This window comes from Streptomyces sp. NPDC029836 (assembly GCF_055574495.1).
Genome location: NZ_JBVHZI010000007.1, coordinates 249150 through 264866 on the forward strand (window position 1 = coordinate 249150; position 15717 = coordinate 264866).

A 15717-nucleotide genomic window follows, 5' to 3' on the forward strand; every position below is an offset into this window, starting at 1 on the left:
CCGAAAGACCCGATGCGCTCACCCCTGCGCCCGGGCTTTGCTGGAAGGCATGAAGATGCACGCCGAAGCCCTGCTGTTCGACAACGACGGCACCCTGGTGTCGTCCATGGACTCCGTCCACCGCTGCTGGGCCCGCTGGGCCCGGGAGTACGGGATCAACGAGGAGGCCTTCGCCCGGGTCGTGCTGCACGGCCGCCCCGCGACGGAGATCATCGCCGAGCTGCTCCCCGAGGAGGTGCACGCCGAGGCCCTCGCCCGCATCGAGGCCCTGGAGGTGGCGGACGTCCCCGGCGGCGTCGTCCTGCTCCCCGGGACCAAGGAGCTGCTGTCCGCGCTGCCCGCCGGTCGCTGGGCCGTGGTCACCTCCGCGACCCGCCCGCTCGCCCAGGCGCGGCTGCGCGAGGTGGGCATCGACTTCCCCGAGCTGGTGGCCGCCGACGACATCACGCGCGGCAAGCCCGACCCGGAGCCCTTCCTGCTCGCCGCCCGCCGCCTGGGCGTCGATCCGGCCCGCTGCGTCGTCTTCGAGGACGCCCCCGCGGGGCTGGCCGCCGGCCGCGCCGCCGGCATGAGGACCGTGGCCTTGACCACAACGCACCCGGCCGAGGAGCTCGTCGCGGACGTGGTCGTACGGGACCTGTCGGCCGTGTCGGCACTGGTCACCGACACGGGAGTCACCCTTGGGACGGCCGACTGACGCTGACCGGTGTTGTCCGGAATGCGGCCGAAATCCGTCCGCTATACGGACAGTGTTGATCGGTGAGTCGCCATGTCTGCTTTACTTGCATCCATGACCACGACGAGCAGCCGCACCCTTGCGACCGAGGCGACGATGACGCCCGGTGCTCGTTGTATGTGTCGAATGTGCGCCTTCTGAGGGCCCCTTTTCCTGCAGTCCCGCGCCCCGAAGCGAGACAGGCCGAGCCACTCCGCCACCACGCCGGTCCCTGACCGGCCGTACGGATCCGCTCCGCCCGCGCACGCGTCGAAACCATCCTTTTGTGACGGTTGGACCCGTATCGCGTCCCCAGATGTTTGCCCCGTGCCCGGCACCCGCTGCGCCGTGCACTCGACAGCGACGGAATTCCTGTGATCACCACATCGGGCCTCACGAAGGTCTACCAGTCCCGTGGCCGCGAGGTCACCGCCCTGGACGGCGTCGACCTCCACGTCCGCGAGGGCGAGGTGTACGGAGTCATCGGCCAGAGCGGAGCCGGCAAGTCCTCCCTCATCCGCTGCGTGAACCTGCTGGAGCGCCCCACCACCGGCACGGTGAGCGTCGACGGCGTCGACCTCACCGCGCTCGCCGGCCGCGGCCGCCGCGCCGGCAAGGAGCTCCGCGAGGCCCGCAGCCGCATCGGCATGGTGTTCCAGCACTTCAACCTGCTGTCCTCGCGGACCGTGCAGGCCAACATCGAACTGCCGCTGGAGATCCTCGGCGTCTCCGGCCGCGAGCGGTCCCGCAAGGCCGCCGAACTCCTCGACCTTGTCGGCCTCGCCGACAAGTCCAAGGCCTACCCCGCCCAGCTCTCCGGCGGCCAGAAGCAGCGCGTCGGCATCGCCCGCGCCCTGGCCGGCGACCCCAAGGTGCTGCTCTCCGACGAGGCCACCAGCGCCCTGGACCCCGAGACCACCCGCTCGATCCTCCAACTGCTGCGCGACCTCAACCAGCAGCTCGGCCTGACCGTCCTGCTCATCACGCACGAGATGGACGTCGTCAAGGCCGTCTGCGACTCCGCCGCCCTGATGAAGCGGGGCCGGATCATCGAGTCCGGCACCGTCCCCGAACTGCTCGCCACCCCCGGCTCCGAACTCGCCGGGGAGCTCTTCCCGGTCAGCGGCGTCGCCACCGGCCCGGACCGCACCGTCGTCGACGTCACCTTCCACGGCGACGCCGCGACCCAGCCGGTCATCTCCCAGCTGTCGCGGACCTACAACATCGACATCTCGATCCTCGGCGCGGCGATGGACACCGTCGCCGGCCGGCAGGTCGGCCGCATGCGCATCGAACTCCCGGGCCGCTACGAGGACAACGTGGTCCCCGTCGGCTTCCTGCGCGAGCAGGGCCTCCAGGTCGACGTCGTCGACGAAGACCCCACGACGCCGGACGTCGACTCCGAGCTGGCCGCACTGGTCGAGGATGGTGCCAAGTGACCTGGTCCGAGATGCAGCCCCTGCTCACCCAGGGCACCTACGACACCCTCTACATGGTGTTGTGGTCCACCCTGGTGACCGTCCTCGGCGGACTGCCCGTCGGCGTGCTGCTCGTCCTCACGGACAAGGGCGGCCTGTTGCGGAACCAGCCGCTCAACAAGGTCCTCGGCGTGATCGTGAACATAGGCCGCTCGCTGCCGTTCATCATCCTGCTCATCGCCGTGATCCCCTTCACCACCGCGGTCGTCGGCACCTTCATCGGCCCCACCGCCATGATCGTCCCGCTGTCCATCGGAGCCATCCCCTTCTTCGCGCGGCTCGTCGAGACCGCCGTCCGCGAGGTGGACCACGGCCTGGTCGAAGCCGTCGAGTCCATGGGCGGCGGCGTCCCGACCCTGGTCGGCAAGGTCCTGCTGCCGCAGGCCCTGCCCTCGCTGATCGCCGCCGTCACCACCACCCTGATCACCCTGATCGGCTACTCGGCGATGGCCGGCGCCGTCGGCGGCGAAGGGCTCGGATCCAAGGCCATCACCTACGGCTTCCAGCGCTTCGAAACCGGCTTCATGGTCGCCACCGTCGTCATCCTGATCGCCCTCGTGACGGTGATCCAGCTGATCGGCGACGGCGCCGTCCGGGTCCTGTCCCGCAGGGGCCGTACGGCCTGACGCGGCGGGCGCGGGGCGCGGGAACCCCTTTCCCCGAGCGTCCCCGGCGGCCGCGACAGCTCCACCCCACGAGTTTTCCCCAGAAAAGAGAGCCCGCACTTGTCGTGCTTGGGCCACCACCCAGCGGGCACCCCGGTCCCCGCAGCCAGAAAGGCACTCTTCGTGCGCAAGAACATCAAGCTCACCGCTTTCGCCGCCGCCTCCGCCGCGCTCGCCCTCGGCCTCACCGCCTGCGGCAGCTCCTCGGACCCGGGCTCGGCCACGAAGGCCGGCGCCAAGGTCGACGAGAGCAAGCCGCTGGTCATTGCGGCCTCCCCGAGCCCGCACGCCGACATCCTGAACTTCGTCAAGGACAAGCTCGCGGCGAAGGACGGCCTCAAGCTGGAGGTGAAGGAGTTCACGGACTACGTCCTGCCCAACACCGCCACCGAGCAGGGCCAGGTCGACGGCAACTACTTCCAGCACAAGCCGTACCTCGACGACTTCAACAAGAAGAACGGCACGCACATCGTGCCCGTCGTGAACGTGCACCTGGAGCCGCTCGGCCTCTACTCCAAGAAGGTCAAGTCCGTCGCCGACATCAAGGCCGGCCAGACCATCGCGGTCCCGAACGACACCACCAACGAGGGCCGCGCGCTCCAGCTGCTCGCCGCGAACAACCTGATCACCCTCAAGGAAGGTGTCGGCACCAGCGCCAAGCTGTCCGACATCACCGACAAGAAGGGCCTGGAGTTCAAGGAGCTGGAGGCCGCCACGGTCCCGCGCGCCCTGAACGACGTCGACGCCGCGATCATCAACGGCAACTACGCCATCGAGGCCAACCTGTCGCCGGCCAAGGACTCCCTCATCCTGGAGAAGGCCGAGGGCAACCCGTACGCCAACTTCCTGGCGGTCAAGGACGGCAACCAGAACGACCCGCGCGTCCAGAAGCTCGCCAAGCTCCTGAACTCCGACGAGGTCAAGAAGTTCATCGACGAGAAGTACCAGGGCTCGGTCACCCCGGCCTTCGGCGCCCCCGCCGCCTCCTGACGCACCACCCCGCGACGGGATACCGCCCGGTCGACGGCGGGTTTCCGGCCCCGCGCACCCTTCGGGGCGCGCGGGGCCGAACCCGTGGGCGCACGGGGCCCCGGGCTGCCCGCTTCCGGGCAGCCCGGCCCTGCACATCCCCGGGCGGATGCTGCATGCTGTGGCCTACGACCCGCACGAACGGTCCCGCACCACGGTCGCCCCACGGTCTCAGGCATGGAGCTGCGCATGACTACCACCTTCCCGGACGTCACCATCAGCACGGACCGGCTGGTGCTGCGCGCCTTCGAGGAAGAGGACGTCACCGCGCTCGCCGAGATGATGAACGACGAACACATCACCGCCTGGACCTCGGTACCGCACCCCTACACCCACGCCGAGGCCCACGCCTGGGCCACCCGTCACGCCCACGCGGAACGCACCGAGGGCCGGGGCATCGTCTTCGCCGTCACCGAGTTCCTCACCCAGCGACTCGTCGGCATCGTCCACCTCCAGAACACCAACTGGCACACCCGCACCACCGAGGTCGGCTACGTCACCGCACCGTGGGCCCGTGGTGAGGGCTACGCCAGCGAGTCCGTGCTCGCCGTCGCCCAATGGCTCTTCCGCGACCGGAACTTCGAACGCCTCGAACTGCGCACCGCCGCCGACAACACCGCCTCCCAGCAGGTCGCCCAGAAGATCGGCTGCATCAGCGAGGGCGTCCTGCGCAACGCCTGGATAGTGCGCGCCCAGACGGCCGACGGCGGCTGGACCGAGACCCGTACCGACCTCATCGTCTGGAGCCTCGTCCCCGAGGACCTCGACGAGATGGACGACTCCGACGGGTACGACGGATACGAGGTCCACGGGAGCGGTTCGGGCCGCTCCGGACACCCCGGTCGCTCCGGTGACGTGGACCAGTACGCCTACGGCCGGCGGGCCGACGCCGGCGGGTACGCCGTCGGCGCCGACTGGCACTGACCCGTGACCGGGTAGTCTCACCGTGCCCGACCCCGCGACGCAGTTCCGCACACCCCCCACCCCAGGAGACTGACGACGATGGCCGACCGGGTCACGGTGATCGGCTGGGACGGTTCGCCGCTGACCGCGGCCGCCAGGTCCGCCCTCTCCGCCGCCACCCTGGTGGCCGGCGCCGCGCACCACCTCGCGCTCCCCGAGGTCCCGCCCACCGCCGAACGCATCCGCCTCGGCAGCCTCGGCCTCGCCGCCCGCCGCATCGCCGGCCACCGCGGCACCGCCGTGGTCTTCGCCGACGGCGACCCCGGCTTCTTCGGCGTCGTACGCACCCTGCGCGCCCCGGAACACGGCCTGGAGGTCGAGGTCGTCCCCGCGGTGTCCGCCGTCGCCGCCGCCTTCGCCCGCGCCGGCATGCCCTGGGACGACGCCCAGGTCGTCGTCGCCCACCCCCGTACCCTGCGCCGGGCCGTCAACGTCTGCCGGGCCCACGGCAAGGTCGCCGTCCTCACCTCGCCCGGCGCCGGGCCCGTCGAACTCGCCCTGCTGCTCGACGGGGTCCACCGCACCTTCGTCATCTGCGAGGAGCTGGGCACCGACCGGGAACGCGTCACCGTCCTCACCTCCGACAAGGTCGCCGACCACACCTGGCGCGACCCGAACGTCGTCATCGTCATCGGCGGAGCCGGACACTCCGCCGTCCCCGCCGAAGCCGCCTGGCTCCTCGGCAGCCACCCCGGCCTCGTCGGCGGCCGCGGCTGGGCACGCCCCCAGGACCTCCCGGCGGAAGCCGGCACCACCGGCGAGGGCGAGTCGGCGCAGCTGCGCGCCGCGCAACTCGCCCGCCTCGGCCCCCGCACCGGCGACCTCGTCTGGGACATCGGGACCGGCTCCGGCGGCCTCGCCGTGGACGCCGCCGCCCTCGGCGCAGCCGTCATCGCCGTCGACGCCGACCCGCGCGCCTGCGATCGCGCAACCGCCGCCGCCCGCAAGCGCGGTGTCCAACTCCAGGTCCTCGTCGGCCGCGCACCCGTCGTACTGGAGTACCTGCCCGAACCCGACGTCGTCCGCGTCGGCGGCGGGGGAGCGGAAGTCGTCGCCGCGGTCGCCGATCGACGCCCCGAACGGATCGTCAGCCACGCCTCCACGCGCGACGAGGCCGAGGCCATCGGCCGCGCCCTCACCGAACACGGGTACGTCGTCGAGTGCGCGCTCCTCCAGTCCGTCGGCCTCGACACCCGCACCTGGGCCGAACAGGACCGTTCCGTCGTGTTCCTGCTGGCAGCCGAACGCCCCGTGAGCCGCTAGGGCGGAGCCCGGGGTAGGCTGGCCGATCGTCGTACTGCCCTGCGGCACGCTGACGTGGCGCAGTCCACAGCCGGCCGCGCCGGTTTATGGCCGACACGGTGGCCGACGAGCGCGACAATGCTCAGGAGTTGTTGTGCGGGGCGCGGGTGCGGCGAACGGGTCGCACGGCCACCCCGAACGGCAACTCCGCTCGGCGGCCCCTCGGGCCACCGGGCGATCGAAGAGGCGACATCGATGGGCGAGGGGTACGCATGACTGACACCGGCCAGGTTCCGGGCGAGGGCCACCCGGACGACGCGGGCATGGTGGATCAGCAGGGCATCCCCGCTCCGGTCCCGCCCCATCCGCCGCTGCCCCCCGTCCCGCCCCAGGTTCCCGCGGGCTACGCCTTCCAGGACCTCGTGGACGACCCGGCCGAGGCGGAGGACGAGGAACTGCTCCTCATGCCGAGCGGCCAGGGCTCCTGGAGCGACCCGCAGGTGGTCCCGCCGGTGCCGGCCTTCCCCGCCGACTTCCCCGCGGAGCCCGTCTACACCGAGTACCCGCAGCACCCCACGCCGGGCTACCCGCACCCCGGCTACCCCGACGCGCCTTACGCCGACGCCGGCTACCCGCCGCCCGCGCAGCCGGGCACCGGCTTCCCCGAGGGCGAGCCCGGCACCGGCTTCCCCGAGGGCGCCTACGCCGAGGACTCGTTCCCCGAGGGTTCCTTCCCCGAGGGTTCGTCGCCCCACGCCGCCTTCCCCGTGACCGGCTTCCCCGACGCGTACGCCGAGCCCGCCGCCTACAGCGCCGGCGCCCACGAGACCGGCGGCCGCGACTCGGGCGCCCTCGACCTCGGCGGCCTGCTCGTGCCCCCGCCCGCCGCCGCGGCACCGGTCACCCCGGCCCGCCGCCCGCTGCACATGGGCCCGCCCGTGCCCGAGGCCACCGGCGGAGTCGTCCGCTCCCTGGCGGACCGCGGCCCGGCCGCGGCGCCCGTGGCGGCCCCCGCCCAGGTCGTGCCCACGCCCAGCCCGGCGGCCGTGCCGCAGCCCGTGCCCGTACGTCACGCGGGACCGCCGACCACCGGCCCCGAGTACTTCGACTTCGCTCACGCCGAGCCCGCCGCCCAACCGGCCCCGGCCCCGCAGCAGTCCGCCGAGATCCCGGCGCAGGCCGGGACCCCGTGGGCGACGGAGCCCGCCGCCGCCGAGCCGGTACCCGTCGCGGACCCGGTGTCGGACGGCCTGCCGGCCGCCGGCCCCGTCGCGGTTGCCGTTGCCGACGCGGGGGAGCCGTCGCAGGAGCCCGCGGCGGAGCCGGAGCCGGTGGTCGTGCCCGAGGCCGTCGTGCCCGAGGCCGTCGTCGCGCCCGTGCCCGAGGAGCCCGAGGTGGAGGCGGAGGCCCCGGCCGTCCCGTCGCCCGATCCGGCCGCCGAGGTCGCTCCGGAGCAGGTCGTTCCGGAGCCGCGGCCGGAGCAGCCCGCCGAGCCGCGGCCCGAGCAGCCCGCCGAGCCGCGGCCCGAGCCCCTCGCCTCCCCGGAGCCGGCGTCGGAATCCGTACCGGAGCCGGTCGCACAGGCCCCGGCCCCCGAGGTCGAGGCCCCGGAAGCCGTCGTGGCCCCCGAGGCCGTCGTGACCCCCGAGGCCGAGCCGGTCGCGGCGCGGCTCCCGGAGACCACCGACCGGCCCGAGGTGCCCCCGGCCCCCGAAGCGCCGGCCGCCGTCGAGGTCCCGGCCGAGCCGGCGGCCCATGAGGCCCCCGCTCCGGCCGTGGCTCCGCAGGCTCCCGCCGAGCCCGTCGCCGAGGCACCGGTCGAGCCGGCCCCCGCAGAAACGGCGGTCCAGGCCCCCGTCGAGCCGCAGCCCGAGCCCGCCCCGGCCGCTGCGCCCGAGGCGCCGGCCGACGGAGCGGTCCCGGCCGAGGCGCCGGCCGACGTACCGGTGCCGCTCGCCGCGCAGGCCGACGTACCGGCCGAGCCCGCTCCCGCCGACGCCCCCGACGCCGACGCCGTCGCGGAGTCCGCCGGGGCCGTGGAGCAGGCCGCCCCTGACACCGAGGCCGCGCCCGTCGCCGCCCCCGTCACCGTCGCCGTACCGATCGAGGCGGCCGACGCACCCGAGCCGGCCGACGCCCCCGAGGTCGTGGAGCAGCCCGAGCCGGCCGGTCTTCCCGAGGCCGTCGCCGTGTCCGCCGGCGAGGCGGCCCCCGGGTACGCCGACGCCGAGCGCGAGGCCGTCCTGCGCGTCATGCGCGAGCGCCGAGACATCCGCAAGGGTTTCCGTACCGACCCGATCCCGCACGAGGTGCTGCTGCGCGTCCTGGAGGCGGCCCACACCGCCCCCAGCGTCGGCCACTCGCAGCCCTGGGACTTCGTCGTCATCCGGTCGGCCGAGACCCGCCGCACCATGCACGAGCTCGCCCAGCGCCAGCGCGAGGCGTACGCCAAGTCGCTGCCCAAGGGCCGGGCGAAGCAGTTCAAGGAACTCAAGATCGAGGCCATCCTCGACACCCCGGTGAACATCGTCGTCACCGCCGACCCCACCCGCGGCGGCCGGCACACCCTCGGCCGGCACACCCAGCCGCAGATGGCCCCGTACTCCTCCGCCCTCGCCGTCGAGAACCTGTGGCTCGCCGCCCGCGCCGAAGGCCTCGGCGTCGGCTGGGTCAGCTTCTTCGACGAGCGCGAGATGGTCCGCGCCCTCGGCCTGCCGGAGCACCTGGAGGTCGTCGCCTACCTGTGTGTCGGCTACGTCGACGAGTTCCCCGAGGAGCCGGAGCTGGCGCAGGCCGGCTGGTCCCAGCGCCGCCCGCTGGCCTGGGTCGTCCACGAGGAGACGTACGGGCGGCGCGCGCTGCCCGGCGAGGCACCGCACGACCTCCTCTCCGAGACCGTCGCCGGCATCCGCCCGCTCGACGCGAAGGCGCTCGGCGAGGCCTGGGAGCGGCAGAAGCGCATGACCAAGCCCGCCGGGGCGCTGGGCATGCTGGAGATCATCTCCGCCCAACTGTCCGGGCTCTCCCGGGTCTGCCCGCCGCCGATCCCCGAGCCCGCCGCCGTCGCGATCTTCGCCGGTGACCACGGGGTCCACGCCCAGGGCGTCACCCCGTGGCCGCAGGAGGTCACGACCCAGATGGTCGCCAACTTCCTCGGCGGCGGGGCCGTCTGCAACGCCTTCGCCAACCAGGTCGGCGCCGAGGTCTGCGTCATCGACGTCGGCGTGGCCGGGGACCTCCCCGCCACCCCCGGCCTGCTCCCGCGCAAGGTCCGCCCGGGTACGGCCGACCTCTCCGTCGGCCCCGCGATGAGCCGCGAGGAGGCCATCGCGGCCATCGAGGTCGGCATCGAGACGGCCCGCGACCTCGTGGCCGCCGGCAACAAGGCGCTCCTCACCGGCGAGATGGGCATCGCGAACACCACCGTGTCCGCAGCCCTGATCTCGGTGTTCACCGGCGTCGACCCGGCGGAGGTCACCGGTCGTGGCACCGGCATCAACGACGAGACCCACACCCGCAAGGTCGAGGTCGTACGCCGCGCCCTGGAACTCCACCAGCCGGACCCGGCGGACCCGATCGGCGTCCTCGCGGCCGTGGGCGGCCTGGAGCACGCGGCGATCGTCGGCCTGCTCCTGGGCGGCGCCTCCCTGCGCACCCCGGTGATCCTGGACGGCGTCAGCGCCGGCGCGGCCGCCCTGGTGGCCCGCGCCATCGCCCCCGAATCCCTGTCGGCGTGCATCGCCGGTCACCGCAGCGCGGAGCCCGGCCACGTGGCGGCCCTGAACAAGCTCGGCCTGCGCCCGCTGGTCGACCTGGACCTCCGCCTCGGCGAGGGCACGGGCGCCCTCCTGGCCCTCCCGCTGGTCCAGAGCGCCGCCCGCGCGATGCACGAGGTGGCCACCTTCGACTCGGCGGGCGTGACGGAGAAGTAACCCGCCCGTCCCCCACGAGCCCGGTTCCCCCAGGAACCGGGCTCGCCCCATCCCCCCGCACCCCGGGGCACACCCCCTCCACGGCCCCGCGCCCCAGCGCTTCCGTCTCCGACGGAACGACTCCGGCGCCCGTCGTCCGCCCCCGCGCCCGCCCGCCGGATCCGGTTCGGCGATCGCGGACGTCTTCGGCGCCCCCAGCACCGGACCGGCCAACCAATCCCGCTCCGGCTGTCCGTCGTACCCGCCCCACGGCTCCCACCTCAGCCCGCAGGCCCGTCCGGGCCCCCCGCCCGACTCACGTCGCTCCCCGTCCGCCTGCCCGGCCCCGCGGCCCGGCCGCGTACCTCTCCGACCAAGGCACCCGACCCACCCGTCCCGCGCCCACATCTCCGTCCACCTGGGGCACCGGTCCCGCCCGCCCACCCGACCCACCCCCGCCCCGGCGGGCAGGGCACCCGCCCCGCCCGGCCCGACTCACCCGCCCCCGGCGGCAGGGCACCGGTCCCGCCCGGCCCGACTCACCCGCCCCGGCGGGCAGGGCACCGGTCCCGCCCGGCTCGACTCACCCGCCCCGGCGGCAGGGCACCGGTCCCGCCCGGCTCGACTCACCCGCCCCGGCGGCAGGGCACCGGTCCCGCCCGGCTCGACTCACCCGCCCCGGGCGGAGAGGGCACCGGTCCCGTCCACCCCGACTCACCCGCCCCCGGTGGGCAGGGCACCGGTCCCATCCACCCCGACCCACCCGCCCCCCGGCGGGCAGGGCACCCGCCCCGCCCGGCCAGGGCAGCCGCGCCGTAAGGTGGACCCGGACCACAAACCGCACGTCAGTCCCCCCGCCGCTCCAGCGCCGCAGCGGCACGCAACCCCTCCGCCGCATCAGGAGCCGCAACCGCCATGGCAAACCCGGCATACCCCGCCTATCCCGTCGGCCTCCGGCTTGCCGGGCGCCGCGTCGTCGTCATCGGCGGCGGTCAGGTCGCCCAGCGCCGACTGCCCGCGCTGATCGCCGCCGGTGCCGACGTCCTGCTCATCTCCCCGTCCGCGACCCCGTCCGTGGACGCGATGGCCGAGACCGGCGAGATCCGCTGGGAGCGCCGCCGCTACCAGGACGGCGACCTCGCCGGCGCTTGGTACGCCCTGATCGCGACCCAGAACCGGGACGACAACGAGCGCGCGTCCGCCGAGGCCGAACGCGAGCGCGTGTGGTGCGTCCGCGCCGACGACGCCTCCGCCGCCACCGCCTGGACCCCGGCCACCGGCCGCGTCGAGGGCGTCACCGTCGCCGTGCTGACGGGCAACGACCCGCGCCGCTCGGCCGCCGTCCGCGACGCCGTCGTCGAGGGCCTGCGCGACGGCTCCCTCGTCGCGCCCGGCCACCGCCACAAGAGCGCCCCCGGCGTCGCCCTCGTCGGCGGCGGACCCGGCGACCCGGACCTGATCACCGTCCGCGGCCGCCGCCTGCTCGCCGAGGCCGACGTGGTCATCGCCGACCGGCTCGGCCCCCGCGACCTCCTCGACGAACTCCCGCCGCACGTCGAGGTCATCGACGCCGCGAAGATCCCGTACGGCCGCTTCATGGCCCAGGAGGCCATCAACAACGCCCTCATCGAGCACGCCAAGGCCGGCAAGGCCGTGGTCCGCCTCAAGGGCGGCGACCCGTACGTCTTCGGCCGCGGCATGGAGGAACTCCAGGCCCTCGCGGAGGCGGGCATCGCCTGCACCGTCGTCCCCGGCATCTCCAGCTCCATCTCGGTGCCCGGCGCGGCAGGCATCCCGGTCACCCACCGCGGCGTCGCGCACGAGTTCACCGTGGTCAGCGGCCACGTCGGCCCCGACGACGAGCGTTCCCTCGTCGACTGGGCCTCCCTCGCCAAGCTGACCGGCACCCTGGTGATCCTGATGGGCGTCGACAAGATCGGCCTGATCGCCGCCGCCCTGGTCCGACACGGCCGCTCCGCCGACACCCCCGTCGCCGTGATCCAGGAGGGCACCACCGCGACCCAGCGCCGGGTGGACGCCACCCTGGCCACCGTCGGCGAGACCGTCCGCGCCGAGCAGGTCCGCCCGCCCGCGGTCATCGTCATCGGCGAGGTCGTCCGCGTCGGCACCCCCGCGACCCCGGCGACCCCCGCGACCCAGTGACCCCCCGGGTCGGGCCCGACCCGCCCCCGGCTCGGGCCCGACCCGTACTCCCACCGCCGGCGCCTGACAGGCCGTTGGCACCACACCCAGGACAAGGCAGTATCACCCTGTGGCTGATCTCATCACCGTCGAAGACCCCGACGACCCGCGCCTGCGCGACTACACGGGCCTGACCGACGTCGAACTCCGGCGCCGGCGCGAGCCCGCGGAAGGCCTGTTCATCGCCGAGGGCGAAAAGGTCATCAGACGGGCCAAGGACGCCGGGTACGAGATGCGCTCGATGCTGCTCTCCGCCAAGTGGGTCGACGTCATGCGCGACGTCATCGACGAACTCCCCGCCCCGGTCTACGCCGTCAGCCCGGAGCTCGCCGAACGCGTCACCGGCTACCACGTGCACCGCGGCGCCCTCGCCTCCATGCAGCGCAAGCCGCTGCCCACGGCCGAGGAACTGCTGTCCACGGCCCGCCGCGTGGCCGTCATGGAAGCCGTCAACGACCACACCAACATCGGCGCCATCTTCCGCAGCGCCGCCGCCCTCGGCATGGACGCCGTCCTGCTGTCCCCCGACTGCGCGGACCCGCTCTACCGCCGCTCGGTGAAGGTCTCCATGGGCGCGGTGTTCTCCGTCCCGTACGCCCGCCTCGAAGCCTGGCCCAAGAGCCTCGACTCGGTCCGCGAAGCCGGCTTCAAACTGCTCGCCCTCACCCCGCACGAGAAGGCGACGCCGATCGACGGGGCGGCCCCCCGCACCCTGGACCGCGTCGCGCTCATGCTCGGCGCGGAGGGCGACGGCCTGTCCACCCAGGCCCTGGTCGCCGCCGACGAATGGGTCCGCATCCCGATGGCGCACGGCGTCGACTCGCTCAACGTGGGCGCGGCCGCGGCCGTCGCCTTCTACGCGGTGGCCGGCGCCTCGGGGTCGTGACCCCGCCGCACGACACGCACACGTCGGCGGACCGGCCTCGGCCGGTCCGCCGACGCGTTCTCAGAGCCGTTGCGCGAGGGCGATGCCCAGGGCGACGACGAGCGTCACCACGATGAACACGATCAGCCGCTGCCGCAGCAGCTTCGGATCCGGCCGCGACGGCCGCCGCCCCGCCCCGGTGGTCCGCGGCGCCTGCCGCCCACCGGCCGTACGCCCACCCGTGCGCCCCGCCGTCGAACCCGGCTGGTTGCGCGGGGACGAGGGCCGCGAGTGCGGTCCGCTCTGCGGCCCCCGCGCCCGCGGCGTGGGCGTACCGCCCCCCGTACGACGCTCCGTGCGCTGCTCGGCGTACTCGTCGGCGAGCCGCCCCGTCGGCCGCTCCACCCGGGCGCGCTGCGCCGGCGGCCTGCCGTCGCCGAGCCCCTGCGCCTCGCGGGCGGCGATCTCCTTCAACCGCATCGACAGCTGGAGGGTGGTCGGCCGGTCCTCCGGGTCCTTGGCCAGACACGCCGAGACCAGAGGGGCGAGGGCGTCCGGCACCCCCTGGAGGTGCGCCTCCTCGTGCACGACCCGGTACAGCATCACCTCTGAACTGCCGTGCCCGAAGGGCGAGTCGGCGGTCGCCGCGTAGGCGAGGGTGGCGCCCAGCGCGAACACGTCGGTGGCCGGCGTGACGGCGGCGCCGCGCACCTGCTCGGGCGCGAGGAAACCGGGGGAGCCCACGGCGGTGCCCACGTGTGTGAGCGTGCTCGCGCCGGTGGCCCAGGCGATGCCGAAGTCGATGATCCGGGGACCCTTGGGGGAGAGCAGGATGTTCGAGGGCTTCAGGTCCCGGTGGACCACCCCCGCCTCGTGCACGGCGACCAGGCCCTCGGACAGCGCGGCGCCGATCGCGGCGATCTGCGCGGCCGTCAGCGGACCTTCCTCGGCCACCTTGTCGTGCAACGAGGGGCCGGGTACGTACTGCGTCGCGAACCAGGGCCGCTCCGCGTCCAGGTCGGCGGCCACCAGCCGCGCCGTGCACCCGCCGCGGATCCGCCGGGCGGCGGACACCTCGCGCGCGAAGCGCGAACGGAACTCCTGGTCCTCGGCGAGATCGGGCCGGATCACCTTGAGGGCGACGCGCTGTCCGCGCCGGTCGGAGCCCAGGTAGACCACGCCCATGCCGCCCGCACCGAGCCGTCGGTGCAGTCTGAACGAGCCGACGACACGCGGGTCCTCGCGCCGGAGCCGCATCATCGCCATGTCCACCCCGCTGACCGGTCGTCCTGTTGACCTGGCACAGCTTACGGACCATCCGCCATGCGCGCTCAGAGGCCGCGCCCTCGCCGCAGGATTCGATCGTCTGTGCGGAGCAGGCCACTTGGGGGTTGCGCCGCCCGATCGGGCACTCTTTGCCCCGAACCCGTGACATTCCCCAAGAGGCCTCCGCCGCAAGGCGATTGGCCGCCCACCCGCCCGCCCTCACGGGCGGACGCGGCCCGCACCGGGCCGAACGGCCGCAGGGGCGCGTCAACGTCCCGCACGAGGACACGCGTGCGCGGGGAGTGACGGAAGTGAGCGAAGTCACTACCCTCCGGTCATCCCCTCCGGGAAGACCCTCACAACGGGGGAGTCGTCTCCACCCAGGGGAGTAGTCGGGGGCGGGTGCGTCATCCTCCCGGAGGCCGGCAATGGGTACGAGGGCATGAGGCCGGCAGCCGTTCGCCCGCCTAGTGTTGAAGACAAGCGGCGGGTGTCGCACTCGTCCCCCGAGGTCAAGCCCGCCGCTGCCAAACGACAGGGAGAGGACCATGGCGGACATCGCACGGCAGGGACGCAAGGCATTCGCGTTCAACGGCCATGAGTCCGGTACGCGTCACCCGCTGGTGGCCGCGGCGATGGTGCTCCCCCTGGCCGCCGTCCTGCTCTTCCTCTTCGGAGGCTTCGAACAGGTGGTGGCACAGGCGTCGTCCGTGGGCGTGATGCTGGGGCGCTGAGCGGCGCCCCAGGCCCGGGAGAGCGGCCCGGGCCGGGACATCGGCCTGTCGAACCCCGTGGGGACGGGGGCGCGACGGACGGCAGGTGAAGGGTGCTGCCCGTCCGGCTGGGGAGCCGGACGGGCAGCACCCTTTTCAACACCCCCACCCCGCACGGGTCGTACGCCGGCGTTCGCAACCCCGGCCCGTCACCGCGGAAGCGCCCCCGCCCGAGGCCGAACCCGACGCCACGGGCCGGACGACTCACCCCACCCCGGACGCCGCCGCCGTGACCCGTACCGGCGGTGTCGGACGGCCTCCCCTTCGCGCCCCGCCGCCGACCGCACAACCTCCCTCCCCACCGCTGCCGGGTCGCGGACCCGTCCCGTCACCGTGACAGCGGACCGCACGGGAACCTGCCCGGCGCGGAGGAAAGCGGGCCGAAGCCCCGACCCCACCTTCAGGCACCGCCCCGCCCCTCGAACCCCCGTCGGGCCGGCCGGTACCGACCCCACGCTTCGGGCTCCGACCCGCCTGCCCATGTCCCGACCCGCCCTTGGGGCGCCGTTCCGTCCGTCCCGGTACCGATTCCGCCCCTTGGATGCCGACCCGCCTGTCCGTGCACCGACGCCGCCCTTCGGGCACCGGTCCGTCCGGCCCGGTACCGA

The 15717-nt window shown here is 74.2% G+C and carries 11 protein-coding genes; 10 read left to right on the forward strand and 1 reads right to left on the reverse strand.

Translation table 11 applies throughout. The annotated features are described in order from the left end of the window. Positions 1-49 precede the first annotated feature (49 nt). From ACZ4XJ_RS21865 to ACZ4XJ_RS21905, 9 genes are all read left to right on the forward strand, one after another. Positions 50-697 carry an HAD-IA family hydrolase gene (locus ACZ4XJ_RS21865; protein WP_468497082.1) on the forward strand — a complete coding sequence of 216 codons (648 nt, stop codon included), beginning with the start codon at positions 50-52 and terminating at the stop codon, positions 695-697. A 392-nt stretch (positions 698-1089) separates the two neighbouring features. Next, a complete protein-coding gene (locus tag ACZ4XJ_RS21870) occupies positions 1090-2154 on the forward strand; it encodes a methionine ABC transporter ATP-binding protein (protein WP_468497083.1) in 1065 nt (354 codons plus the stop codon). After that, positions 2151-2819: a methionine ABC transporter permease gene (locus tag ACZ4XJ_RS21875; protein ID WP_362880150.1), complete on the forward strand. Its 669-nt coding sequence runs from the start codon at positions 2151-2153 to the stop codon at positions 2817-2819. The genes ACZ4XJ_RS21870 and ACZ4XJ_RS21875 overlap by 4 nt, the downstream gene beginning before the upstream one ends. A gap of 162 nt (positions 2820-2981) precedes the next feature. Then, entirely contained in the window at positions 2982-3848 is an 867-nt protein-coding gene (locus tag ACZ4XJ_RS21880) for a MetQ/NlpA family ABC transporter substrate-binding protein (protein ID WP_362880151.1), read from the forward strand. Between the two features lie 228 nt (positions 3849-4076). Then, positions 4077-4811 carry a GNAT family N-acetyltransferase gene (locus tag ACZ4XJ_RS21885; protein ID WP_468497084.1) on the forward strand — a complete coding sequence of 245 codons (735 nt, stop codon included), beginning with the start codon at positions 4077-4079 and terminating at the stop codon, positions 4809-4811. A gap of 78 nt (positions 4812-4889) precedes the next feature. After that, positions 4890-6113, forward strand: coding sequence for a precorrin-6y C5,15-methyltransferase (decarboxylating) subunit CbiE (gene cbiE, locus ACZ4XJ_RS21890; RefSeq protein WP_468497085.1), 1224 nt, complete (start codon positions 4890-4892; stop codon positions 6111-6113). A 251-nt stretch (positions 6114-6364) separates the two neighbouring features. Then, positions 6365-10024, forward strand: coding sequence for a nicotinate-nucleotide--dimethylbenzimidazole phosphoribosyltransferase (gene cobT / locus ACZ4XJ_RS21895; RefSeq protein WP_468497086.1), 3660 nt, complete (start codon positions 6365-6367; stop codon positions 10022-10024). Positions 10025-10918: 894 nt separating this feature from the next. Beyond that, positions 10919-12166 (forward strand): uroporphyrinogen-III C-methyltransferase, encoded by a 1248-nt coding sequence (cobA, locus tag ACZ4XJ_RS21900; RefSeq protein ID WP_362880157.1) that lies wholly within the window; start codon positions 10919-10921, stop codon positions 12164-12166. A 109-nt stretch (positions 12167-12275) separates the two neighbouring features. Continuing rightward, positions 12276-13091, forward strand: a complete 816-nt coding sequence (locus tag ACZ4XJ_RS21905) for a TrmH family RNA methyltransferase (protein WP_362880158.1) — start codon at positions 12276-12278, stop codon at positions 13089-13091. Positions 13092-13151: 60 nt separating this feature from the next. On the opposite strand, the gene ACZ4XJ_RS21910 is transcribed toward ACZ4XJ_RS21905, so the two are convergent. Next, the gene (locus ACZ4XJ_RS21910) at positions 13152-14342 is read right to left on the reverse strand and encodes a serine/threonine-protein kinase (RefSeq protein ID WP_468497087.1); all 1191 of its coding nucleotides are present in this window, start codon (positions 14340-14342) and stop codon (positions 13152-13154) included. A 542-nt stretch (positions 14343-14884) separates the two neighbouring features. On the opposite strand from ACZ4XJ_RS21910, the gene ACZ4XJ_RS21915 reads away from it, so the two are divergent. Further along, positions 14885-15070, forward strand: coding sequence for a hypothetical protein (locus tag ACZ4XJ_RS21915; protein WP_362880161.1), 186 nt, complete (start codon positions 14885-14887; stop codon positions 15068-15070). The last annotated feature ends 647 nt before the right edge of the window (positions 15071-15717 follow it).